The sequence below is a fragment of the Enterobacteriaceae endosymbiont of Donacia thalassina genome (assembly GCF_012568245.1).
Taxonomy (GTDB): Bacteria; Pseudomonadota; Gammaproteobacteria; order Enterobacterales; family Enterobacteriaceae.
On record NZ_CP046188.1, the window covers coordinates 250,413 to 271,635 of the forward strand.

Consider the following 21,223-nt stretch of genomic DNA (forward strand, 5'->3'; position numbering starts at 1 on the left):
TATTTATTTAATAAATAAAATTTTATATATGTTATTAAAAATATTTTAAATATATTTTATTAAATTTTTCAAATTATTTTTTTTTAATTAATATTTTATTTAAAGACCATAATTCTTGTTTTTTTTTATAATCTAATCCTATCTTTCTTTCTAAAGATATTAAATATTCTATTCTATCTTCTAAAATATTTATTTTTAATTTTTTTATTAAATTTATAAAGAATTTTTTTATTTTATTATCAGGAATCATATGGTTCCATGTTACTAAAATTTCAAGAATTTTTTTTAATTTTGTTCCTCTATATTGTTCTAATATTTTAACTGTTGTTATATTTTTATTTTTATAAAAATTAACAAATTTAATAAAAAAAAATAAACCATTTATATTTGAACTTTTAAAAATTTTTAATTGTGGAACAAGTTTTATTAATTCGGGATTTTGTACTAATAAACTTAATAGTCTACGAATAGTAGTTTTTTTAAAATTATTATTTTTAACTATTTTTTTTTGAAATTTTAATGAATTATATATATCTACAAGATTAATAATACCTACTTTTTCTCCCAATGTTTTAATTAAATTTATTTGAAGAAAATAATCCGGAATTAACTTAATAAATGATAAAGCTTTGTAAATAAAACGTGTTTTTTCCTCACAAGAGGAAAATAAATTTTTTAAAAATAATTGTTTAAAAAAAAATTTGGAAAATGATAAAGTATTATTAATTCTTTTTTTAAAAAGAATTCTTCCTTCTTTTCTAATTAAACTATCAGGATCTTCACCATTAGGTAAAATCATAAATTTTATTTCTTTACCATTAACTAAATGAGGTAAACTAATTTTTAAAGATTTCCACTGAGCTTTTATACCTGCTTGATCTCCATCATAACAATAAACAATTTTATTTGTTATATTAAATAATTTTTTTATATGTATATCAGTAATAGCTGTTCCTAATATGGCTACTGCATATTTTATATTAAATTGAAATAAACTAATAACATCAATATATCCTTCTACTATTAGTATTTTTTTTATAATATTATTTTCTTTTTTTGTTTCGTATAATCCATATAATTCATTACTTTTATGAAAAATAATATTTTCTGAAGAATTTAAATATTTAGGATTTTTATTTTCAAAAACTCTTCCTCCAAATCCAATAATAAAACCTTTTATATTTTTAATTGGAAATATAATTCGATTATAAAAAATATCATAAAAATTATTATTGATTTTATTTTTTTTTAAAATACCTAATTTTTTATATAAAATTTTTATAATATTTTTATTATTTAAAAATTTTTTATGCCAATATAAAGGAGAAAACCCAATAGAAAAATATTCTATAATATATATGTTAAAACCTCTATTTAATAAATATTTGTAAGCTTCTCTACCTTTGCCTAAAGGATCTAATAGAGAATTTTTATAAAAAATACTTAAATTAAAAATAAATTTATAATAAATATTATTTTTTTGAAATTTTTTATTTACACTATTATTATATGTAATAGGTATACTAAATATATTTGCTATTGATTCTATACTTTCAAGAAAAGATAAATTATCATATTTCATAACAAAATCAATAATATTTCCATGTGCACCACATCCGAAACAATGATATAATTGTTTTACAGAACTAACTGCAAATGAAGGATTTTTTTCTAAATGAAAAGGACAAATTCCAAAAAAATTTTTTCCTCTTTTCTTTAATTTTATTTTATTTTTAATTAAATTTACAATATCAATTTGGTCTAATAAATGATTAATAAATGAACGAGATACATATTTAATCATAAAAATGATTTTTCATAATTCATTATTTACTAATAATAATTTTTTAATATAAACGAATTCTTTTAGAATTTTCTCTAAATATTTTTTTGGCATGTCTTTTTATTGCAGATGCTTTAGCTCTTTTTCTTTTTGTTGTTGGTTTTTCATAAAATTCTCTACGTCTTACTTCTGCTAAAATTCCTGCTTTTTCACATGAACGTTTAAAACGTCTTAAAGCTAAGTCAAATGGTTCATTTTCACGTACTTTTATAATTGGCATATACATATATCCATATTCAAAATTATTTAAATTTTATAATTATATACTATAGTATATAATAAAAAATATATAAATAATTTTTTTAAATTACTCAAACAAAAGTTTTAATATAAAGGTTAAATATGCTTTTTATGGGGATAGAAACATCATGTGATGATACATCAGTAGCTTTTTATGATGAAAATATAGGAATATTGTGTAATAATATTTATACACAAAAAATTCATTCTAAATATGGAGGTGTTGTACCTGAATTAGCAGCAAGAAATCATTTAAACAAAATTATTCCTTTAATTAAAAAATCTTTATTAAAAATAAAAAAAAATTTAAAAGATATTGATGCAATAGCTTATACAGCAGGACCAGGACAAATAAATTCTTTAATAATAGGAGCAATTATTTCACATACTTTAGCGTTTTCTTTGAATATTCCTATTATTCCAGTAAATCATATGGAAGGACACTTATTTTCAGTTATGTTACAAAAAAAAAAACCAGTTTTTCCCTTTATAGGATTATTAATTTCTGGTGGACATACTCAATTAATTTATACATATAAATTTGGAAAATATAAAATATTAGGAACAAATATAGATGATGCTGTAGGTGAAACTTTAGATAAAGTATCTAAATTATTAGGATTAGAATATCCAGGTGGTAAAAATTTATTTAAATTATCAAAATATGGTACTCCAAAAAAATTTTTTTTTCCAAGACCTATGATATTAAAAAAAAATAATTTTAATTTCAGTTTTTCTGGATTAAAAACTTTTGTAATAAATTTTATAAAAACACAAAATTTAAAAAATTTTAAAATTAAAGCAGATATTGCATGTGCATTAGAAGAGGCAATAATAGAAACTCTTTATATTAAAAGTTTATGGGCTTTAAAAAAATATAATATTAATCAATTAGTAATTGCAGGTGGAGTTAGCTCTAATAACAATTTAAGATTATTCTTATATAAGAATTTAAAAAAAAAAAATATTAAATTATTTTATAGTAATAAAAAATTATGTACTGATAATGCAGCTATGATTGCTTATCTTGGATCAAAAAAATTTTTATCAAAAAAAAAAAAATATATATTAAATAATATTCATATAAATTCTAAATTATCTTTAGAAGATAAAATTTAATTTATATTAATAAAAATATTAAAATTTTAACTGAAAAAATTATTTAATAAAAAAAATTATTTTAATTAAAATAATTTTTTATTAATTGAGATATTTAATAATGTTACTAAATTATTTTTCTTCTATAATATTAAGTATAATACAAGGTTTAACTGAATTTTTACCTATTTCTTCAAGTGCACATATTATTATTTTTTCTAAAATATTTAATATCATAAAAAATGATAATTTTCAATTTTTTGAAATAATTATTCAATTAGGATCTACATTAGCAATAATCATATTTTTTTGGAAAAAAATCATAAAAATTATATTTAATACAATGAAATATAATTTTTTTTTACAAAAAAAAATCAATTTATTATCTATATTCATATCTGCAACTCCATTAATATTTATTGGATTATTTTTTTACAAAAAAATTAAAATAATTAATGATATTCATCATACTATTTATGGATTATTTATTGGTGGAATATTATTATATTTTTCGGAAATATTTAAACCAAAAAAATATATTATTAATAATATTAATTCTTTATCATATATAAATTATTTTTTTATTGGTTGTTTCCAATGTTTAGCTTTATTACCAGGAGTTTCAAGATTAGGATCAACATTATCTATTAGTTTATTGATAGGAATGAAACGTACTATTGCAACTAAATTTTGTTTTATTATATCTATACCAATTATTATTGGAGCTAATTTATTAGAATTATATAAACATCATTCAATAATAAATATTTATAACATGAAAATATTTCTTATTGGTTTTTTAATTTCATTTATTATTAGTTTAATAATTATTAAAAAATTTATTTATATTATAAATAATATTTCTTTAAAATGGTTTGTTTTATATCGTTTATTTTTAATAATAATACTAATTTTTTCTAGTTAATGTTTTTTTTTATAAATTAATATTTTAGTTTTTTAATTTTAAAAAATATTTTATTAATTTTAATCTTTCATCTTGAATTTTTTTAGATATAAAATCTCCCTTTAAATTACTATTATTAATAATACTTTTTATATTTAATTTAGAAATATATTTATACATATTAATAAAATATTTTCCTTGTTTATATTTTATATATTCTAATGTTAATCTACCTCTTGCATCAGCTTCACTAATTAAAGCTATTTGTTTTACTCTCTCTGGTTTTCTCCAAGCATCAATAATATTATATATATTTAATATATCTTTTGGTTTTTGATTATATATATCATGAATAATATCATGTATACTAGCAGCTATTATAGATAAGTGTTTAATATTATTTGGAATTTTTAATTTATTACATAAACCTTTTATTAAAGGTATACCTGCATTTCCATGTCCTGGGTGCCTTGGCCATAATTTTTGTGGAGTTAATCCTTTACCTATATCATGACATAATGCTGCAAATCTTGTTGGTACATTTTTTGTTAATTTAGATATTATTTTTAATGTAAGCATAGTATGTATACCTGTATCTATTTCTGGATGCCATTTAGATGGAGCTGGTATACCATATAATTTATTTATTTCCGGAAAAATAATAGATAAAGCATTACATTTTTTTAAAACTTGAAAAAATACTTGAGGATTTGTTGATTGAAGAGCATTATATGTTTCTTTCCAAATTCTTTCTGGTTTTAAATAAGATAATTCTCCAGAATCACTCATAATTTTCATTAATTCTAATGTATTTTCATGTATACGAAAATTTAAATATTTTAATTTTGCAGCAAATCTAGCTACACGTAAAACTCTTAAAGGATCATCTTTAAATGATGATGAAACATGTTTTAATAAACGATTTTTAATATCTTTTATACCATTATATGGATCATAAAAATTACCTAATTTATCTTGTGCAATAGCATTAATAGTGAGATCTCTACGTAATAAATCCTCTTTAAGAGAGATTGTAGAAGATGCGCAATATTTAAAACCTTTATATCCATGACCAGATTTATATTCTGTTCTAGCTAATGAATATTCTTCATGAGTTTTTGGATGTAAAAAAACAGGAAAATCTTTTCCAACTAAATTAAAACCTAGTTTTAACATTGAATTTATATTTGATCCTACAACAACCCAATCTTTATCAGTTACCTTTATATTTAAGAGATTATCTCTTATAGCCCCACCAACTAAATAAATTTTCAATTTATTACTCCTTTCCCTTAACATTTATTATTTATCTGTATTATAGATATAATAAGTTATCGTACTATATTAGTATAGTATTGGTGTTTATTTTTTAAAATTTATTTTTTTTTAATTCATAAATTAAATCTTATATTTTTTAAAAAAGATCCTAAAATATTAATATATAATATTTTTAAATTGACAATATAAATATTATTTTATGAATATACTTGATACAGAATTTGGAACTTATGAAAAACGTATAAAAAATGCTATTTTTTCTTTACAAAAAGGATATGGAATTTTAATTTTAGATGATAAAAAAAGAGAAAATGAAAGTGATATAGTATTTTCAGCGGAAAAAATTTCTATATCTGATATAGCTTTTTCTATTAGATATGGTAGTGGTATTGTTTGTTTATGTATTACAGAATATTTACGTAAAAAATTAAAATTACCTATGATGGTAAAAAAAAATACCAGTATTTATAAAACAGGTTTTACAGTTACAATTGAAGCAGCTCAAGGTATATCAACTGGAGTATCAGCACAAGATAGATTTACAACTATTAAAACAGCTATTGCAAATAATGCTATACCTGAAGATTTAAATAAACCAGGACATATTTTTCCATTAAGAGCTGTAAATGGAGGAATTTTTAAAAGAGAGGGTCATACTGAAGCAACAATAGACTTATTAAAAATTGCAAAAATGAAACCTACTGGCGTATTATGTGAATTAACTAATAAGGACGGATCAATGGCAAAAATATTAGATACAATATCTTTTGCGAAAAAAAATAAAATGGTATTAGTTACTATTAATGATATTAAAAAATATATTATAAGAAATAATATCAATATTTAATTAAAATATTATATATCGGCGAGAGAGGATTTGAACCTCCGACCCACTGGTCCCAAACCAGTTGCGCTACCAAACTGCGCTACTCGCCGTATATAATTTTTATTATTTATCTTTTTATATGGGTGGTTAATGGGAATTGAACCCATGACAACTGGAATCACAATCCAGTGCTCTACCAACTGAGCTATAACCACCATTAAATTAATTATAAATTAAAATAATTTTATAATAAATATTCATTTATATTTACACCCGACAGGAATTGAACCTGAGACCTCTGTTTTCGGAAAACAGTACTCTATCCTACTGAGCTACGGGTGTATTATATTAATAATAATACAAATTCATTTCTTTAATGTCTAGTTTTTTTTATAAAAAATTATTAATTTTCTTTATATTTATAAATAATAACATGTATTAAATAATTTAAATTTTATTTAATATAATTTTTGATAAAAAATATAAATATAATGATATTAAGATCTTTTCATCATATCAAAAAAATCATTATTAGTTTTTGTCATTGATAATTTATTTATTAAAAATTCCATTGCATCTATTTCATTCATAGGATGTATTATTTTTCTTAAAATCCACATTCTTTGAAGTTCTTCTTGAGAACTTAATAATTCTTCTTTTCTTGTTCCAGATCTATTATAATCTATAGCAGGAAATACTCTTTTTTCTGCTATTTTACGTGATAAATGTAATTCCATATTACCAGTACCTTTAAATTCTTCATAAATAACATCATCCATTTTTGATCCTGTTTCAATTAATGCTGTTGCTATAATTGTTAAACTACCTCCTTCTTCAACATTTCTTGCTGCTCCAAAAAAACGTTTAGGACGATGTAATGCATTAGCATCAACACCTCCAGTTAAAACTTTTCCAGATGCAGGGGCAATCGTATTATATGCTCTAGCTAAACGTGTCATAGAATCTAATAAAATAATTACATCTTTTTTGTGTTCTACTAATCGTTTAGCTTTTTCAATAACCATTTCAGATACTTGAACATGTCTTGATGGAGGTTCATCAAAAGTTGAAGCTATTACTTCACCTTTGACTAATCTTTGCATTTCAGTAACTTCTTCTGGACGTTCATCAATAAGTAAAACTATTAAAACGCAATCAGGATGATTATATGCTATACTTTGGGCTATATTTTGTAATAACATAGTTTTTCCTGCTTTAGGAGGAGCTACTATTAAACCTCTTTGTCCTCTCCCTATTGGTGATGCTAAATCTAGAACACGAGCTGTTAAATCTTCTGTAGAACCATTACCTCTTTCCATACTTAATCTAGAATTTGCATGTAATGGTGTCAAATTTTCAAAAAGAATTTTATTTCTAGCATTTTCTGGTTTATCAAAATTTACTTGATTTACTTTTAATAATGCAAAATATCTTTCTCCTTCTTTAGGGGGACGTATTTTTCCAGAAATAGTATCCCCTGTACGTAAATTAAAACGTCTAATTTGGCTTGGAGAAACGTAAATATCATCAGGTCCTGCTAAATAAGAACTATCAGAAGAACGTAAAAATCCAAATCCATCTTGTAATATTTCTAATACTCCATCACCAAAAATATCTTCGCCACTTTTGGAATGTTGTTTTAATATAGTAAAAATAATATCTTGTTTACGCATTCTAGCTAAATTTTCTAGATAAATATTTTCACCTAAATCTATTAATTCAGATATGGATTTATTTTTTAATTCGGTAAGATTCATAATGGTGAGGTCTTAAACTTTGAATAATTCTTGAATATTTTTATAAAATTTATACATAATTTTTTTATGTAAAAATTATATTTTTTTATTAAATTTTAAAATAAAATAATTAAATTATTATTTTTTATTTACAAAAAAATAAATACATAAATAAATCTATTTTAAATTTTTATTTAAAAAATTTTCTAATTGTATTTTATTTATAGATCCAATTATTTTATCTATAATATTACCATTTTTAAATAATAAAATTGTTGGTATACTACGAATATTATATTTTTCTGCAATATTTTTATATTTTTCAATATTTAATTTAGTAAAAATTATATTTTCATATTTATGAGATACTTCTTCTAAAATTTTTGAAAATATTTTACATGGGTTACACCATTCCGCCCAAAAATCAACTAAAACTAAATTATTTTTTTTTATTTCATATTGAAAATTTTTATCATTTAAATTTATTAAAACATTAATTTTATGTTGCATGAATTTACTATTCCTATATGGATATTATATTTAATTATTTTTTTTGTAAAATACTTATAAATATTTTAATTTTATAGTAAATTACTTTAATAAATTTAATTAAAAAAACTTAATTAAAATCTTGTCTTATTATATATTAAGAATAATTATTTTACAAGAAAATAAATAATATCTTAAAAAAACGAAAAATTTATATAAATAGAAATAATATTATTATAAAATAATAATTATATTATTTATTAATTACAAGTAATTTTTAAAATTTTATATTTAATTTAAAAAAATTTTATTCTTTTATAATATAACAATATTTTATTAAATAAAAAAATTTGGAAAATCAATGAAAAAAAATAATAATTTTTTATCATCTTTAAATATTTTATCTCTTGCTGGAGTATCTCCATATAAATTAAAACCTAATGAAAAATATATGAATAAAAAACAATTATTACATTTTAAAAAAATTTTAGAATCATGGAAAAATAAAATAAATAATAAAATTATTAATACAGTATCTTATATAAAGGATGAAACATCTAATTTTCCAGATCCTATAGATAGAGCTTCACAAGAAGAAGAGTTTAGTTTAGAACTACGTAATAGAGATAGAGAAAGAAAATTAATAAAAAAAATAGAAATAACATTAAAAAAATTTGATACTAAAAATTTTGGTTATTGTGATTGTTGTGAAATTGAAATTGGATTAAAAAGATTAGAAGCACATCCAACTGCAAATTTATGTATTGATTGTAAAACATTAGCAGAAATACGTGCTAAACAAATAGCTGAGTAAACATTTTAATTTAAAATTGTTTATTTTTTTAATCACGTAATCCTATACCTTTTTTAATTAAAATAAAAGTAAATAAATATAAAATAATAATAAAAAAAAACAAAATCTTTATAGTTAAAGATAATGATACTGTATGAATGCCTAAAAAACTATAACGAAATCCTGATATAATATAATATATAGGATTTATTTTTAATAATTTTTGCCAAAATATGGGTAAAATTGAACTTGAATAAAATATTCCACCTAAATATGTTAAAGGTGTTAATATAAATGTAGGAATAAAATTAATATCATCAAAATTTTTAGCAAAAATTGCATTTAATAAACCTACTATAGAAAATAAAATAGATGTTAAAATTATAATAGTACAAAAAAATATCCACGAATGTACATGTAAAGGAATAAAAAATTTAGAAATAAAAATTAAAATTGTACAAATAATTATACTACGTATTACCCCCCCACTAATATAACCTAATATTATAATATTTATTGGGACAGGAGCTATTAATAATTCTTCTATATAATGTTGAAATTTAGATCCAAAAAAAGATGATGCTACATTAGAATACGAATTGTTTATAATACTCATTATAATTAATCCAGGTATAATATATTGTATATAGCTAAATCCTGATATTTTATTAATATGTAAATTACCAAATATTATAAAATATAATAATATATTCATAATGGGGGGGACTATAGTTTGAATCCAAATACGCATAAAACGATCTATTTCTTTTTTGGAAATAGTAAATAATGCAATGAAATATGAATTTATGTTCATTTTATGATCCTTTTATAAAAAATTTAATTTTTAATAAAATCCATAAATATTTTTTCTAATCTGTTATATTTATTTTTTATACTAATAATTTTGATATTTTGTTGAGTTAATTGTTTAAAAATATTATTTAAATTTTGATTTTTCATTACTATAATTTCTAATTGAAAATTATTAATAATTTTATATTTATATCCATATATTTTAGGAGTAATATTATTTAATTTTTTATAATTTAATATAAAAATTTCAAATTTTAATTTATTTAATAATTTATTTATTGCACAATTTTCTATTAATATACCATTATTTATAATTCCAATATGATGACATAAAAATTCTGCTTCTTCTAAATAATGAGTTGTTAAAATAATTGTAATTTTTTTTTTAATATTTAATTTTTTAAAAAAAGACCATATGTAATAACGTAATTTAAGATCAATACCAGCAGTAGGTTCATCTAAAATTAATAATTCAGGTTCATGGATTAATGCTCTAATTATCATTAAACATCTTTTCATTCCACCTGATAAATTTTTAGCTTTTTGATTTCTTTCTTTCCATAATTTTAATATTTTTAAATATTTTTCTATTTTTTTTATTATTTTTTTTTTTCTTAAACCATAATATCCTGCTTGATTAATTAATATTTGTAATACTGTTTCAAATGGATTGAAATTAAATTCCTGAGGTACAAATCCTATTTTTTTTTTAGCTTGAAATTCATGTTTTTCAATATTTAATCCAAAAATTTTTATTTTTCCTGAAGATTTATTAATTAAAGAAGTAATTATTCTTATAATTGTTGTTTTACCTGCTCCATTAGAGCCTAATAATGCATAAAAATCTCCTTTTTTAATTTTTAGATTAAAATTTTTTAAAACTTGATTTTTATTAGCATAAATTTTAGATAAATTTTTTATTTCTAATGCATAAGACATAGTCTATCTTTTTATTTTTTATAGTTTAAATATTTAAATTATTTAATATTAAATTTTAAAATGATGTATTTTATTTTTTAATAAAATACATCATATATAATTATGTATTTAATAATAATTGAGTTATTTTATCCCAATTTAAAATATTCCAAAAAGCTTTAATATATAAATTTTTTTGATTTTGATATTTTAAATAATATGAATGTTCCCATAAATCTAATGCTATTATAGGAAATTTTAATAATTTATGATTTTTAGAATTCATTAATGGATTATCTTGATTTATTGTAGTAATTATTTTTAATTTATTTTCTATTTTAACTAACCAAATCCAGCCAGATCCAAAAAAATTTAAGGCTATATTTTCAAATTCTTTTTTAAAATTTTCTAAACTACCAAATTCATTTTTTAATATATTTAAAATAATATCATTAGGTTGAGTATTTTTTTTTAAAATTTTCCAAAAAAAACTATGATTTGCATGTCCTCCTGCATTATTACGTAAAAAAATTTTTTGTGCAGAAGAAATTAATATTTTATCTAAATTAGATATTAATGTTTTAATTTTAATATTTTTTATATTATTTTTTTTAAGTATTAAATTTGTATTATTAACATAATTTTGATGATGTTTTTGATGATGTATTTCCATTGTTTTTGTATCAAAAAATGGTTCTAAATCAGAATATTTATATAATAAATTTGGTAATTGATAAGTCATATAATATCCTTTTAAATAAAATATTATTAATATAAATTATATTTTTTATATTTTTTAATTATTATTTTAGTATTTGGTATAATACCATGCCATAAATAAAAAGAATATGCTGCTTGTTCAATTAACATTCCAATACCATCTGATATTTTTTTAGCACCATGAATAATACACCATTTTAAAAATGGTGTTTTATTAAAATTATAAAAAAGATCATAACAAAAAATATCAGGATTAATAATTGTAGAAGGAATATTAGGAATATTTCCTTGAATACTACTAGATGTAGCATTAATAATTAAATTATATTTAATTTTATTATTAATAATAAACAAATCTTCTAATTTAAGACAATTAAGATTTTTAATATTATTAAAATGGTTAATAATATTTTTTGCATTTTGATAAGTACGATTAACAATCGTAACATTACAACCAAATTTAATTAATGGATATATAATACCTTGTGCAGCTCCTCCAGCACCTAACAAAAGAATATTACTTGTATTATTTATAAATTTTAAATTTTGTAAATCTTTTAATAAACCAATACCATCAGTATTATCTCCTAAAATTTTTTTAGACTCAAGAATTTTTATTGTATTTACTACTCCAGAATATTGAGCTCTTCTTGTTAAAAAATCACATAATTTATATGCTTTTTTTTTAAATGGAATAGTAATATTCGCTCCTATACCTCCATTTTTTATAAAATGGAAAAATTTTTTATAAAAATTATTTATTGGAACATAAATTTTTATATATTTTTGTGATATTTTTGTCTGTTCAGAAAATAATTTATGTATAATTGGAGATTTACTGTGTTTTATAGGATTACCTAATACTGCAAATGTTTTCATATTTATCCTTTACGAATAACTAAATTTGAAAAACTATCTCTAATTTCAGATGGTTTTAAATATCCTCCTGTTTTCCCATTTAAAATTAAAATATGTTTTTTAGTATTATAAAAATGATATAATACTTCATCATATGTTAAACATGGTTTCATACCAGAAATATTTGCACTAGTAGAAACAATAGGTTTACCAAAATAATTACATAATTTACTTGTTAAATAATGATTAGTTACACGAACAGCTATAGAATTGAAATTTCCAGTTAACCAATAAGGAGTATTTATTGAAATAGGCATAACCCATGTAATCATACCTGGCCAAGTAGATAAAATTTTTTTTTTTTGATTTTTAAGAATTTTTTTTTCATTTATATATTTTGATAATTGACTATATTTAGAAGCAATTAAAATTAATCCTTTTTTTATACTACGTTTTTTTATTTTTAATAATTTATTAACTGCTTTTTTATTATCTGGATCACATCCTAAACTAAAAACAGATTCAGTTGGATAAGCTATAATTTTTCCCATTTTTAATGCGTTAATGAAAATTTTTATATCCATAATTTTATATAAATAATTTGATAAAGTTATAAATGAATTATATATTAATATATGTAGTTATTTAAAAAATTTAAAAAATTTCATATTACATTAAAAAATTATTTTTAAAAAAAGATATTTAATATGTCTATACTTAAATTATTATATTTTCCCAACAAAAAATTAAGAAATATAGCTAAACCAATTCAACATATTGATAATAATATTAAAATATTAGGACAAAATATGCTTGAAACTATGTATTATTATAAAGGCATTGGTTTAGCAGCAACACAAATAGGAATAAATAAAAGAATTATAGTTATTGATATAACTGAAAAAAAAAATAATCCTATTATTCTTATTAATCCTAAAATAATTAAAATTGATAAATTAAAAATTAATAGTAAAGAGGGTTGTCTTTCTATACCTATTAAACAAAAATATTTTATTTTAAGATATAATAAAATAAAAATTAAGGCTAAAAATTTGAAAAATGATATTATTGAATTAGAAATAAATAATCTATTATCTTTTTGTATACAACATGAAATTGATCATTTAAATGGGATATTATTTATTGATTATTTATCAAATTTAAAATATCAAAGAATTTATGATAAAATAAATAAAATTAATCATAAAATTTTTTTTTTAAAAAAACAAAATTATATAAAATGAAAAAAAAAATAAAAATTATATTTATAGGTACTTCAAAATTTGCTGCTTATCATTTAAAAGGTTTAATAAACAATTTTTATACAATATCTTGTGTTATTACTAAACCAGATACTTATGAAAATAGAGGATATAAATTAACTTTTAATTCTGTAAAAAAATTAGCAATAAAATATAAAATTAATATATTACAACCGGAATCATTACATTCTTTAAAATTAATTAATAATATTATTAATTATAAATGTGATATTATAATTGTTGTAGATTATGGTTTATTAATACCTAGTCAAATATTAAATATACCTAAATTATTTTGTATGAATGTACACGCTTCATTATTACCTAGATGGCGAGGAGCAGCTCCTATACAAAGAGCATTATTAGAAAATGATCTAAAAACAGGTATAAGTATAATAAAAATGAATAATTTTTTAGATCAAGGTGATATTATTTATCAAATAGAATATAATATTTTATTATATGATACATATGGTTCATTATATAAAAAATTAGCTGTATTAGGATTACAAGGATTATTATTTATTTTAAAAAAAATTTCAAAAGGAGAACAAATAAAATTTAAATCTCAAAATATAAATATAATAAAACCTACATATGCAAAAAAAATCTCTAAAATAGAATGTAAATTAAATTGGTATTTACCTGCAAAAAAACTTGAATGTATGATACGTGCTTTTAATCCTAAACCAGGAACTTATTTTATAATGAAAAACGAAAGATTTAAAGTTTGGCAAGCAGAAATTATCAACAATTTTAATAATAATTCTATTACTCAAATTCCAGGAAAAATATTGTTAATTAATAAATATGGGATACAAATAAATACTAAAAATGGAATTTTAAATATTCAAATTATTCAACCTAGTGGGAAAAAACAAATGAATATTCAAAATTTTTTAAATTTTAATCAATATAAAAATCTTTTTAAAAAAAATAAAATAATTATTTAATTTTTTTATTTTTTAAAATTATTTTTCTTCCTATTAATTCTATATATGCCATAGGCGCTTTATCTCCATTACGAAAACCACATTTTATTATACGTGTATATCCACCTAGTCTGTTTTGAAATTTGGGAGCAATAATAGTAAATAACTTAATAATATTTATTTTGTTATTTAATTTAGATCTTATTAATCTTTTACTAGAAATAGTATTTTTTTTTGCAATAGTAATTATTGGTTCTACAATTTTTCTTAGTTCTTTGGCTTTCATTAAAGTAGTTTTAATAATTTCATTATTAATTAATGCATTAACCATATTAAATAACATTGCACTACGATGAGTACTATTTTTATTAAAATAACGACCTGTTTTACGATGGCGCATTTTTTTTCCTTAATTAAAAATTTAATTATTTATTATTTTCTTGATTTTTATCTATAATTGGAGGCCAATTATCTAACCTCATTCCTAATGATAATCCTCTTGATGCTAAAATATCTTTTATTTCTGTTAAAGATTTTTTACCTAAATTTGGAGTTTTTAATAATTCTACTTCAGTGCGTTGCACTAAATCACCAATCAAATGAATTGATTCAGTTTTTAAACAATTTGCAGAACGAACAGTTAATTCTAAATCATCAACTGAACGTAATAAAAGAGGGTCAAATTCAGGTTTTTCTTCTTTAATTTCTTTTTCTTGTTGAATATCTCGTAAATTTACAAATGATTCTAATTGTTCAGCTAAAATTGTAGCAGCTTTTCTGATAGCTTGTTCTGGATCAATTGTCCCATTTGTTTCCATTTCTATTATTAATTTATCTAAATCTGTTCTTTTTTCTACTCTTGCTGCCTCTACATTATATATAATTTTTTTAATAGGGCTATAAGATGCATCTAATAATAATCGACCTATTTTATGATCATTTTGAAGAATATTATTATTTATTTTTGTATGAGCAGCAACATAACCTCTTCCTAATTCTACTTTTATTTTCATATTAATTGATGTATTCATATTAGTAATATGACAAATAATATGTTTTTTATTTATAATTTCTATATTATTATTATGAATAATATCAGCAGCTTGTACAATTCCAATTCCTGTTTTTTTTAAAATTAAAACTACTTCTTTTTTATTATTTTCCATTTTTATGGCTAATTCTTTTAGATTTAAAAGTATTTCAATAATATCTTCTTTAATACCTTCTTTTGTGCTATATTCATGTAATATACCTTCTATTTCTACTTCTGTTACTGCATAACCAGGAATTGAAGATAATAAAATACGTCTTAGTGCATTACCTAAAGTATGTCCAAAACCACGTTCTAAAGGTTCTAAAGTAACTTTAATAGTATTATTACTAATATGTTCTATATCTACTAATCGAGGTTTTAAAAATTCTGTCACAGAATTTTGATCCATTTATATACTCTCTTATAAAAAATTATTTGGAATATAACTCAATAATTAAATGTTCATTAATATCTGCAGGTAAATCAGAACGTTCAGGAATTCTTTTAAAAATTCCTTCCATTTTTTTGTTATTTACTTCTAACCAACTAGGTTTTTCTCTTTGAGAATATAAATCAATTGATGCATTAATTCTTAATTGTTTTATAGATTTTTCACATACAGAAATTTTATCATTTAAAGATACTTGATAAGAAGCTATATTTACAATATAGTTATTAACTTTTATAGATTTATGTGAAATTAATTGTCTAGATTCTGCTCTTGTAACTCCAAAACCCATCCTATACACAATATTATCTAGTCTTTTTTCTAATAAACATAATAAATTAAATCCAGTATTTCCTTTTATATGTGATGCTTTTTTATAATAATTATGAAATTGACGTTCTAATATACCATATAATCTACGTATTTTTTGTTTTTCTCTTAATTGAATTCCATAATCAGATAATCTAGATTTTTTTATACCATGTTGTCCTGGTGCTTGTTCTAATTTACATTTTGTATCAATAGCACGTACGTTAGATTTTAAAAATAAATCAGTTCCTTCTCTTCTAGATAATTTTAATTTTGGTCCTAAATATCTTGCCATTATATTTTTCCTGAAATATTTTAATTAATAATAAATAATTATTTATACTCTTCTTTTTTTTGGAGGTCTACATCCATTATGAGGAATAGGAGTAATATCTGTAATATTAGTTATTTTAAAACCAGCATTATTTAATGCTCGGATTGTAGATTCTCTTCCAGGTCCCGGTCCTTTTACCATAATCTCTAAATTTTTAATTCCATAATTTTTAACAATTTCAGAACATCTTTCCGCAGCTATTTGCGCTGCAAATGGAGTGGATTTTCTAGATCCCCTAAAACCTGATCCTCCTGCCGTTGCACATCCTAAAGCATTACCTTGTCGATCAGTAATAGTTACAATTGTATTATTAAAGGAAGCATGTATATGAGCAATACCATCTACAATTTGTTTTTTAAAATTTTTTTTAGATTTTAAAGATTTTTTTTTCATTATATATACCTATAATTAAAACATTATTTTTTTAAATATTTAAATAATTTTTTTCTAGTATGTGCATTAGTTTTAGTACGTTGTCCTCTAACAGGTAATCCTTTTTTATGACGTAATCCTCGGTAACAACCTAAATCAATTAATCTTTTAATATTTAAATTAATATTTCTTCTTAAATCACCTTCTACTTTAAATTTTAAAATAATATTTCTTAATAAATCTATTTTTTTTTCTGTAAGTTTATTAATTTTTATATTTTGAGAAATATTAGTTATTTTACATATACGAGTAGCATTAGATTTACCTATACCATAAATATATTTTAATGCTATTATTGTACGTTTATTATCAGGAATATTTACTCCAGCTATACGAACCATTTTATTATCCTTTATTAAATTTTTATAAATTATTTAAATTTAAAATAATTATCCTTGACGTTGTTTATGTTTAGGATCTGTTTTACAAAACACATATATTATTCTATTTCTACGAATAATTTTACAATTACGACATAATTTTTTTATTGAAGCACGAACTTTCATTATATTATATCTCCAAAAAATATTTAATATATATTATCCTTTTAAATTAATTTTCTTAAGTATAGACTCATATTGAGTAGACATAATTAATGTTTGAATTTGTACAATAAAATCTATAATTACAACTATTACTATAAGTAAAGATGTACCACTTAAATAAAATGGAACAGTAAGCATACTACGTAAAAATTCTGGTATAAGACAAATAAAAGTAATGTATAGACTACCTGTAAATGTTAACCGCATAATTATTTTTTTTATATATTTAGCTGTTTGTTCTCCTGGTCTAATACCAGAAATATATGCACCAGATTTTTTTAAATTATCTGCAGTTTCCTTTGGATTAAAAATTAGCATAGTATAAAAAAAACAAAAAAATATAATTGCGAAAATATATAATCCAATATATATTGGTTGTCTAGGTTGTAAAGATATAGCAATATTCTTTAAAAAATTATAATTAGTAATGTTACTAAGCCATGAGAATATAGTAGAAATAAATAAAATTATACTAGAAGAAAATATTGCAGGAATGACTCCAGAAATATTAATTTTTAATGGTAAATGAGTATTCTGTTGCATATTATTATACATTTGTCTACCATAATATTTTCTAGTAGCATATTGTACATTAATTTTTCTTTGTCCTTTTTCAATAAAAACAATAAATAGAGTTATTAAAAATGTTAAAAACAATAAAATAAAAATAATGTAAAAATTTAAATTTCCTTGTTTAATTTGTTCTATAATTTGTCCTATATTAATAGGCAACGTAGTAATAATACCTATTACTATAATAATAGAAACTCCATTACCAATTCCTCTTTTTGTAATTTGTCTACCTAACCACATTAAAAATGTAGTACCTGTAATTAAACTTAAATTAGAAATGATAAAAAAATCAATATTAGGATTTATTACTAAATTATTTAATCCTGGTAAATTAGGTAATCCAGTAGTTATTCCTACTGCTTGAATACAGGATAAAATTAATGTAGTATATTTAGTATATTTATTAATTTTTCTTTTACCTTCTTCACCCTCTTTTTTTAAAGAAATAAAAAAAGGATGTACTAGTGTTAAAAGTTGCATAATAATAGAAGAAGATATATACGGCATCACACCTAAAGCAAATATTGATGCTCTACTAAGAGCTCCTCCAGAAAACATATTAAACATATCAATAATAGTACCATGTTGTTTAATAATTAAAGAATGTAATATACTAATATTAATACCTGGAATAGGTATAAATGAACCTATACGGAAAATAATTATAGAAGTTAATAAAAATATAAATCTTTCTTTTAACTCAATAAAACCTTTTTTAGTACTTTGAAAATTTAATTGTTTAAATGATTTAATCATTTATTATCTATTCCTCAATTATACCACCTAATTTTTTTATAATTATTTTGACACTTTTTGTACAATTTAATTTAATAATTTTTTTTGGAGATATTATATCTCCTTTATTAATAATTTTAATATATTTAATTTTTTTACTAATTATTTTATTTAATTTTAAAATATTTAGATTAATAAAATCACTATTTATTTTAGCTAAATCTCCTAATCTTACTTCTTTAAAGAAGATATTTTTTTTTGATTTAAAACCAAATTTTGGTAATCTTCTGTGTAAAGGACTTTGTCCTCCCTCAAATAATTTATTAATATTATAACCAGATCTAGATTTTTGTCCTTTATGACCTCTCCCACTTGTTTTACCTTTTCCTGAACCAATTCCTCTACCTAATCTTTTTTTATTCTTTTTAATTTTAGAAAATAAATTATTTAAATTCATATTAATATGAAACCTTTATCATATAAGATATTTTTTTAATCATCCCCAAAATACTAGGTGTATTTTTTTTTATAACAGTATGCCCAATATATTTTAATCCTAAACTAATTAAAATTGCTTTATGTTTAGGTAATCTACCTATAGAACTTTTAATTTGTGTAATCTTAATATTTTTTAACACTATGCATATTCCTTTTTATTTCTTCTATAGTTTTATTTCTTTTAGCCGCAATCATTTTTAATGAATGTATATTTGATAATCCTTTTATAGTTGCTTTAACTATATTAATTGGATTTGTAGAACCATAAGCTTTCGCTAAAACATTATATATTCCTACTACTTCTAATACCGCTCTCATAGCTCCACCTGCAATAATACCTGTTCCTTCATAAGCTGGTTGTATAAAAACATAAGAACCAGTATGATAACTCCTAATAGGGTATTGAATTGTATTATTATTGAGGATAATATTTATCATATTTTTTTTAGCTTTTTCCATAGCTTTTTGTATTGCATTAGGTACTTCTTTTGCTTTACCATATCCAAAACCAATTCTTCCTTTACCATTACCAACTACAGTTAATGCTGTAAAAGAAAAAATACGTCCACCTTTAACAGTTTTAGATACTCTATTAACAGAAATTAATTTTTCTTTTAATTCGTTATTTTGATTTTTATCATAAATGTTCATAAAATTTTTTCTTTTAAAAAATGTTAAAATTTTAAACCTGTTTGACGTGCAGCTTCTGCTAATGCTTTAATACGTCCATGATATTTAAATCCTGAACGATCAAATGAAATACTTAAAATACCTTTTTTTATAGTTCTGTTAGCTATTTTTTTACCTATAAAAATAGCAGCTTTTATATTTCCAGTATATATTAATTTTTGTTTTATTTTTTTTTCTAAAGTTGAAGCTGTTACTAATATTTTGTTATTTACAGAAATTATTTGTGCATATATATGACGAGAAGTACGATGTATTGACAAACGTATTATTTTAAATTTTTGTAAATTTCTACGAAATTTAGTTGCTCTACGTATACGAGAAATTTTCTTAATATTCATAATTTTTTTTATAATCTTTTATTTTATCTTATTTTTTTTTTGTTTCTTTAATTTTAATTATTTCATTACTGTAACGAATTCCTTTACCTTTATATGGTTCAGGAGGTCGATAAGATCTTATATTTGCAGCTACTTGTCCTAAAAGTTGTTTATTAGCTCCTGTTAAAATTATTTCATTTTGATTAACACATTTTCCAGTAATACCTTTCGGTAAATTAAAATTTATTGGATGAGAAAACCCTAATAATAAATTAAGTATATTATTTTTAATTGAAAATTTATAACCTACACCAAATAATATTAATTTTTTTTTAAAACCTATTGTTACACCAATAATCATAGAATTCATCAGAGAACTAGCTGTACCAGCTTGAGTCCAACCATCTTTACATTTTTTTTTTGGTTCAAATAATAATTTATTTTTTTTAAAAATTATTTTAACTTTTTTATTAAAAGTATTTTCTAGTATCCCATTCTTACCTTTAATATTTATTTTCTGTCCATTAATATTAATTTTAGTATTATCTGGGATAATAATAAATTTTTTAGCTATTCTAGACATTATTTATATACCTTTT

28 protein-coding genes and 3 tRNA genes are annotated in these 21,223 nt (G+C 20.6%); 6 read left to right on the forward strand and 25 right to left on the reverse strand.

Annotation, left to right across the window (positions count from 1 at the left end; translation table 11 throughout):
* Positions 1-73: 73 nt before the first annotated feature.
* Entirely contained in the window at positions 74-1,804 is a 1,731-nt protein-coding gene (gene dnaG, locus GJU02_RS01150; protein WP_168919266.1) for a DNA primase, read from the reverse strand.
* A gap of 43 nt (positions 1,805-1,847) precedes the next feature.
* On the reverse strand, positions 1,848-2,063 hold the full coding sequence (rpsU, locus tag GJU02_RS01155) for a 30S ribosomal protein S21 (RefSeq protein ID WP_168919463.1): 216 nt from the start codon (positions 2,061-2,063) through the stop codon (positions 1,848-1,850).
* A gap of 122 nt (positions 2,064-2,185) precedes the next feature.
* Between rpsU and tsaD the strand changes: the two genes are divergently transcribed.
* Entirely contained in the window at positions 2,186-3,202 is a 1,017-nt protein-coding gene (tsaD, locus tag GJU02_RS01160) for a tRNA (adenosine(37)-N6)-threonylcarbamoyltransferase complex transferase subunit TsaD (protein ID WP_168919267.1), read from the forward strand.
* 100 nt (positions 3,203-3,302) lie between these two features.
* Entirely contained in the window at positions 3,303-4,106 is an 804-nt protein-coding gene (gene uppP, locus GJU02_RS01165) for an undecaprenyl-diphosphatase UppP (protein ID WP_168919268.1), read from the forward strand.
* Between the two features lie 24 nt (positions 4,107-4,130).
* Here the strand turns inward: uppP and GJU02_RS01170 are convergent, their stop codons facing one another.
* The gene (locus GJU02_RS01170) at positions 4,131-5,360 is read right to left on the reverse strand and encodes a multifunctional CCA addition/repair protein (RefSeq protein ID WP_168919464.1); all 1,230 of its coding nucleotides are present in this window, start codon (positions 5,358-5,360) and stop codon (positions 4,131-4,133) included.
* Positions 5,361-5,562: 202 nt separating this feature from the next.
* Between GJU02_RS01170 and ribB the strand changes: the two genes are divergently transcribed.
* The gene (ribB, locus tag GJU02_RS01175) at positions 5,563-6,210 is read left to right on the forward strand and encodes a 3,4-dihydroxy-2-butanone-4-phosphate synthase (protein WP_168919269.1); all 648 of its coding nucleotides are present in this window, start codon (positions 5,563-5,565) and stop codon (positions 6,208-6,210) included.
* A gap of 15 nt (positions 6,211-6,225) precedes the next feature.
* Here ribB and GJU02_RS01180 read toward each other — a convergent pair.
* From GJU02_RS01180 to trxA, 5 genes are all read right to left on the reverse strand, one after another.
* Positions 6,226-6,299, reverse strand: a tRNA-Pro gene (locus tag GJU02_RS01180).
* A gap of 32 nt (positions 6,300-6,331) precedes the next feature.
* Positions 6,332-6,404 (reverse strand) — tRNA-His (locus tag GJU02_RS01185).
* Between the two features lie 53 nt (positions 6,405-6,457).
* A tRNA-Arg gene (locus tag GJU02_RS01190) sits at positions 6,458-6,531 on the reverse strand.
* Positions 6,532-6,686: 155 nt separating this feature from the next.
* Positions 6,687-7,946, reverse strand: a complete 1,260-nt coding sequence (gene rho, locus GJU02_RS01195) for a transcription termination factor Rho (RefSeq protein WP_168919270.1) — start codon at positions 7,944-7,946, stop codon at positions 6,687-6,689.
* A 156-nt stretch (positions 7,947-8,102) separates the two neighbouring features.
* Positions 8,103-8,435 carry a thioredoxin gene (gene trxA, locus GJU02_RS01200; protein ID WP_246208769.1) on the reverse strand — a complete coding sequence of 111 codons (333 nt, stop codon included), beginning with the start codon at positions 8,433-8,435 and terminating at the stop codon, positions 8,103-8,105.
* 340 nt (positions 8,436-8,775) lie between these two features.
* On the opposite strand from trxA, the gene dksA reads away from it, so the two are divergent.
* On the forward strand, positions 8,776-9,228 hold the full coding sequence (gene dksA, locus GJU02_RS01205; RefSeq protein WP_168919271.1) for an RNA polymerase-binding protein DksA: 453 nt from the start codon (positions 8,776-8,778) through the stop codon (positions 9,226-9,228).
* 28 nt (positions 9,229-9,256) lie between these two features.
* Here dksA and GJU02_RS01210 read toward each other — a convergent pair whose 3' ends face one another.
* From GJU02_RS01210 to tsaC, 5 genes are all read right to left on the reverse strand, one after another.
* Positions 9,257-10,021, reverse strand: coding sequence for an ABC transporter permease (locus GJU02_RS01210; RefSeq protein ID WP_168919272.1), 765 nt, complete (start codon positions 10,019-10,021; stop codon positions 9,257-9,259).
* Between the two features lie 23 nt (positions 10,022-10,044).
* A complete protein-coding gene (locus GJU02_RS01215) occupies positions 10,045-10,959 on the reverse strand; it encodes an ABC transporter ATP-binding protein (RefSeq protein WP_168919273.1) in 915 nt (304 codons plus the stop codon).
* A 100-nt stretch (positions 10,960-11,059) separates the two neighbouring features.
* Positions 11,060-11,680, reverse strand: a complete 621-nt coding sequence (locus GJU02_RS01220; protein ID WP_168919274.1) for a Fe-Mn family superoxide dismutase — start codon at positions 11,678-11,680, stop codon at positions 11,060-11,062.
* Between the two features lie 26 nt (positions 11,681-11,706).
* The gene (gene aroE / locus GJU02_RS01225; RefSeq protein ID WP_168919275.1) at positions 11,707-12,537 is read right to left on the reverse strand and encodes a shikimate dehydrogenase; all 831 of its coding nucleotides are present in this window, start codon (positions 12,535-12,537) and stop codon (positions 11,707-11,709) included.
* A gap of 2 nt (positions 12,538-12,539) precedes the next feature.
* On the reverse strand, positions 12,540-13,100 hold the full coding sequence (tsaC, locus tag GJU02_RS01230) for an L-threonylcarbamoyladenylate synthase type 1 TsaC (protein WP_168919276.1): 561 nt from the start codon (positions 13,098-13,100) through the stop codon (positions 12,540-12,542).
* A 123-nt stretch (positions 13,101-13,223) separates the two neighbouring features.
* On the opposite strand from tsaC, the gene def reads away from it, so the two are divergent.
* Positions 13,224-13,760: a peptide deformylase gene (gene def, locus GJU02_RS01235; RefSeq protein ID WP_168919277.1), complete on the forward strand. Its 537-nt coding sequence runs from the start codon at positions 13,224-13,226 to the stop codon at positions 13,758-13,760.
* A complete protein-coding gene (fmt, locus tag GJU02_RS01240) occupies positions 13,757-14,731 on the forward strand; it encodes a methionyl-tRNA formyltransferase (protein WP_168919278.1) in 975 nt (324 codons plus the stop codon). Before def ends, fmt begins: the two co-directional genes overlap by 4 nt.
* Here the strand turns inward: fmt and rplQ are convergent.
* Genes rplQ through rplF form a run of 12 tightly spaced genes read right to left on the reverse strand, consistent with a single transcriptional unit; the run spans position 14,724 to position 21,207 of the window.
* Entirely contained in the window at positions 14,724-15,110 is a 387-nt protein-coding gene (gene rplQ, locus GJU02_RS01245; RefSeq protein WP_168919279.1) for a 50S ribosomal protein L17, read from the reverse strand. The genes fmt and rplQ overlap by 8 nt on opposite strands.
* Positions 15,111-15,135: 25 nt before the next feature.
* The gene (locus tag GJU02_RS01250) at positions 15,136-16,152 is read right to left on the reverse strand and encodes a DNA-directed RNA polymerase subunit alpha (protein ID WP_168919280.1); all 1,017 of its coding nucleotides are present in this window, start codon (positions 16,150-16,152) and stop codon (positions 15,136-15,138) included.
* A 22-nt stretch (positions 16,153-16,174) separates the two neighbouring features.
* Entirely contained in the window at positions 16,175-16,795 is a 621-nt protein-coding gene (gene rpsD, locus GJU02_RS01255) for a 30S ribosomal protein S4 (RefSeq protein WP_168919281.1), read from the reverse strand.
* A 42-nt stretch (positions 16,796-16,837) separates the two neighbouring features.
* Entirely contained in the window at positions 16,838-17,227 is a 390-nt protein-coding gene (gene rpsK, locus GJU02_RS01260; RefSeq protein ID WP_168919282.1) for a 30S ribosomal protein S11, read from the reverse strand.
* Between the two features lie 23 nt (positions 17,228-17,250).
* The gene (gene rpsM / locus GJU02_RS01265; RefSeq protein ID WP_168919283.1) at positions 17,251-17,607 is read right to left on the reverse strand and encodes a 30S ribosomal protein S13; all 357 of its coding nucleotides are present in this window, start codon (positions 17,605-17,607) and stop codon (positions 17,251-17,253) included.
* Positions 17,608-17,655: 48 nt separating this feature from the next.
* Entirely contained in the window at positions 17,656-17,772 is a 117-nt protein-coding gene (gene rpmJ, locus GJU02_RS01270; RefSeq protein ID WP_168821094.1) for a 50S ribosomal protein L36, read from the reverse strand.
* A 33-nt stretch (positions 17,773-17,805) separates the two neighbouring features.
* Positions 17,806-19,140, reverse strand: coding sequence for a preprotein translocase subunit SecY (gene secY / locus GJU02_RS01275; protein ID WP_168919284.1), 1,335 nt, complete (start codon positions 19,138-19,140; stop codon positions 17,806-17,808).
* Between the two features lie 7 nt (positions 19,141-19,147).
* Positions 19,148-19,576, reverse strand: a complete 429-nt coding sequence (gene rplO, locus GJU02_RS01280) for a 50S ribosomal protein L15 (RefSeq protein ID WP_168919285.1) — start codon at positions 19,574-19,576, stop codon at positions 19,148-19,150.
* A 1-nt stretch (position 19,577) separates the two neighbouring features.
* Complete coding sequence (gene rpmD, locus GJU02_RS01285) at positions 19,578-19,757, reverse strand: 50S ribosomal protein L30 (protein ID WP_168919286.1); 180 nt, start codon at positions 19,755-19,757, stop codon at positions 19,578-19,580.
* The gene (gene rpsE, locus GJU02_RS01290) at positions 19,741-20,268 is read right to left on the reverse strand and encodes a 30S ribosomal protein S5 (RefSeq protein ID WP_168919287.1); all 528 of its coding nucleotides are present in this window, start codon (positions 20,266-20,268) and stop codon (positions 19,741-19,743) included. Before rpsE ends, rpmD begins: the two co-directional genes overlap by 17 nt.
* 23 nt (positions 20,269-20,291) lie before the next feature.
* Complete coding sequence (rplR, locus tag GJU02_RS01295; protein WP_168919288.1) at positions 20,292-20,645, reverse strand: 50S ribosomal protein L18; 354 nt, start codon at positions 20,643-20,645, stop codon at positions 20,292-20,294.
* Positions 20,646-20,673: 28 nt separating this feature from the next.
* Positions 20,674-21,207, reverse strand: coding sequence for a 50S ribosomal protein L6 (rplF, locus tag GJU02_RS01300; protein ID WP_168919289.1), 534 nt, complete (start codon positions 21,205-21,207; stop codon positions 20,674-20,676).
* Positions 21,208-21,223: the final 16 nt, after the last annotated feature.

Bases quoted from the DNA above. Each gene is read 5' to 3' on its own strand.
- dnaG (WP_168919266.1), bottom strand. From the start codon at position 1,804: ATGATTAAATATGTATCTCGTTCATTTATTAATCATTTATTAGACCAA.
- rpsU (WP_168919463.1), bottom strand. From the start codon at position 2,063: ATGCCAATTATAAAAGTACGTGAAAATGAACCATTTGACTTAGCTTTA.
- tsaD (WP_168919267.1), top strand. From the start codon at position 2,186: ATGCTTTTTATGGGGATAGAAACATCATGTGATGATACATCAGTAGCT.
- uppP (WP_168919268.1), top strand. From the start codon at position 3,303: ATGTTACTAAATTATTTTTCTTCTATAATATTAAGTATAATACAAGGT.
- ribB (WP_168919269.1), top strand. From the start codon at position 5,563: ATGAATATACTTGATACAGAATTTGGAACTTATGAAAAACGTATAAAA.
- rho (WP_168919270.1), bottom strand. From the start codon at position 7,946: ATGAATCTTACCGAATTAAAAAATAAATCCATATCTGAATTAATAGAT.
- trxA (WP_246208769.1), bottom strand. From the start codon at position 8,435: ATGCAACATAAAATTAATGTTTTAATAAATTTAAATGATAAAAATTTT.
- dksA (WP_168919271.1), top strand. From the start codon at position 8,776: ATGAAAAAAAATAATAATTTTTTATCATCTTTAAATATTTTATCTCTT.
- GJU02_RS01210 (WP_168919272.1), bottom strand. From the start codon at position 10,021: ATGAACATAAATTCATATTTCATTGCATTATTTACTATTTCCAAAAAA.
- GJU02_RS01215 (WP_168919273.1), bottom strand. From the start codon at position 10,959: ATGTCTTATGCATTAGAAATAAAAAATTTATCTAAAATTTATGCTAAT.
- GJU02_RS01220 (WP_168919274.1), bottom strand. From the start codon at position 11,680: ATGACTTATCAATTACCAAATTTATTATATAAATATTCTGATTTAGAA.
- aroE (WP_168919275.1), bottom strand. From the start codon at position 12,537: ATGAAAACATTTGCAGTATTAGGTAATCCTATAAAACACAGTAAATCT.
- tsaC (WP_168919276.1), bottom strand. From the start codon at position 13,100: ATGGATATAAAAATTTTCATTAACGCATTAAAAATGGGAAAAATTATA.
- def (WP_168919277.1), top strand. From the start codon at position 13,224: ATGTCTATACTTAAATTATTATATTTTCCCAACAAAAAATTAAGAAAT.
- fmt (WP_168919278.1), top strand. From the start codon at position 13,757: ATGAAAAAAAAAATAAAAATTATATTTATAGGTACTTCAAAATTTGCT.
- rplQ (WP_168919279.1), bottom strand. From the start codon at position 15,110: ATGCGCCATCGTAAAACAGGTCGTTATTTTAATAAAAATAGTACTCAT.
- GJU02_RS01250 (WP_168919280.1), bottom strand. From the start codon at position 16,152: ATGGATCAAAATTCTGTGACAGAATTTTTAAAACCTCGATTAGTAGAT.
- rpsD (WP_168919281.1), bottom strand. From the start codon at position 16,795: ATGGCAAGATATTTAGGACCAAAATTAAAATTATCTAGAAGAGAAGGA.
- rpsK (WP_168919282.1), bottom strand. From the start codon at position 17,227: ATGAAAAAAAAATCTTTAAAATCTAAAAAAAATTTTAAAAAACAAATT.
- rpsM (WP_168919283.1), bottom strand. From the start codon at position 17,607: ATGGTTCGTATAGCTGGAGTAAATATTCCTGATAATAAACGTACAATA.
- rpmJ (WP_168821094.1), bottom strand. From the start codon at position 17,772: ATGAAAGTTCGTGCTTCAATAAAAAAATTATGTCGTAATTGTAAAATT.
- secY (WP_168919284.1), bottom strand. From the start codon at position 19,140: ATGATTAAATCATTTAAACAATTAAATTTTCAAAGTACTAAAAAAGGT.
- rplO (WP_168919285.1), bottom strand. From the start codon at position 19,576: ATGAATTTAAATAATTTATTTTCTAAAATTAAAAAGAATAAAAAAAGA.
- rpsE (WP_168919287.1), bottom strand. From the start codon at position 20,268: ATGAACATTTATGATAAAAATCAAAATAACGAATTAAAAGAAAAATTA.
- rplR (WP_168919288.1), bottom strand. From the start codon at position 20,645: ATGAATATTAAGAAAATTTCTCGTATACGTAGAGCAACTAAATTTCGT.
- rplF (WP_168919289.1), bottom strand. From the start codon at position 21,207: ATGTCTAGAATAGCTAAAAAATTTATTATTATCCCAGATAATACTAAA.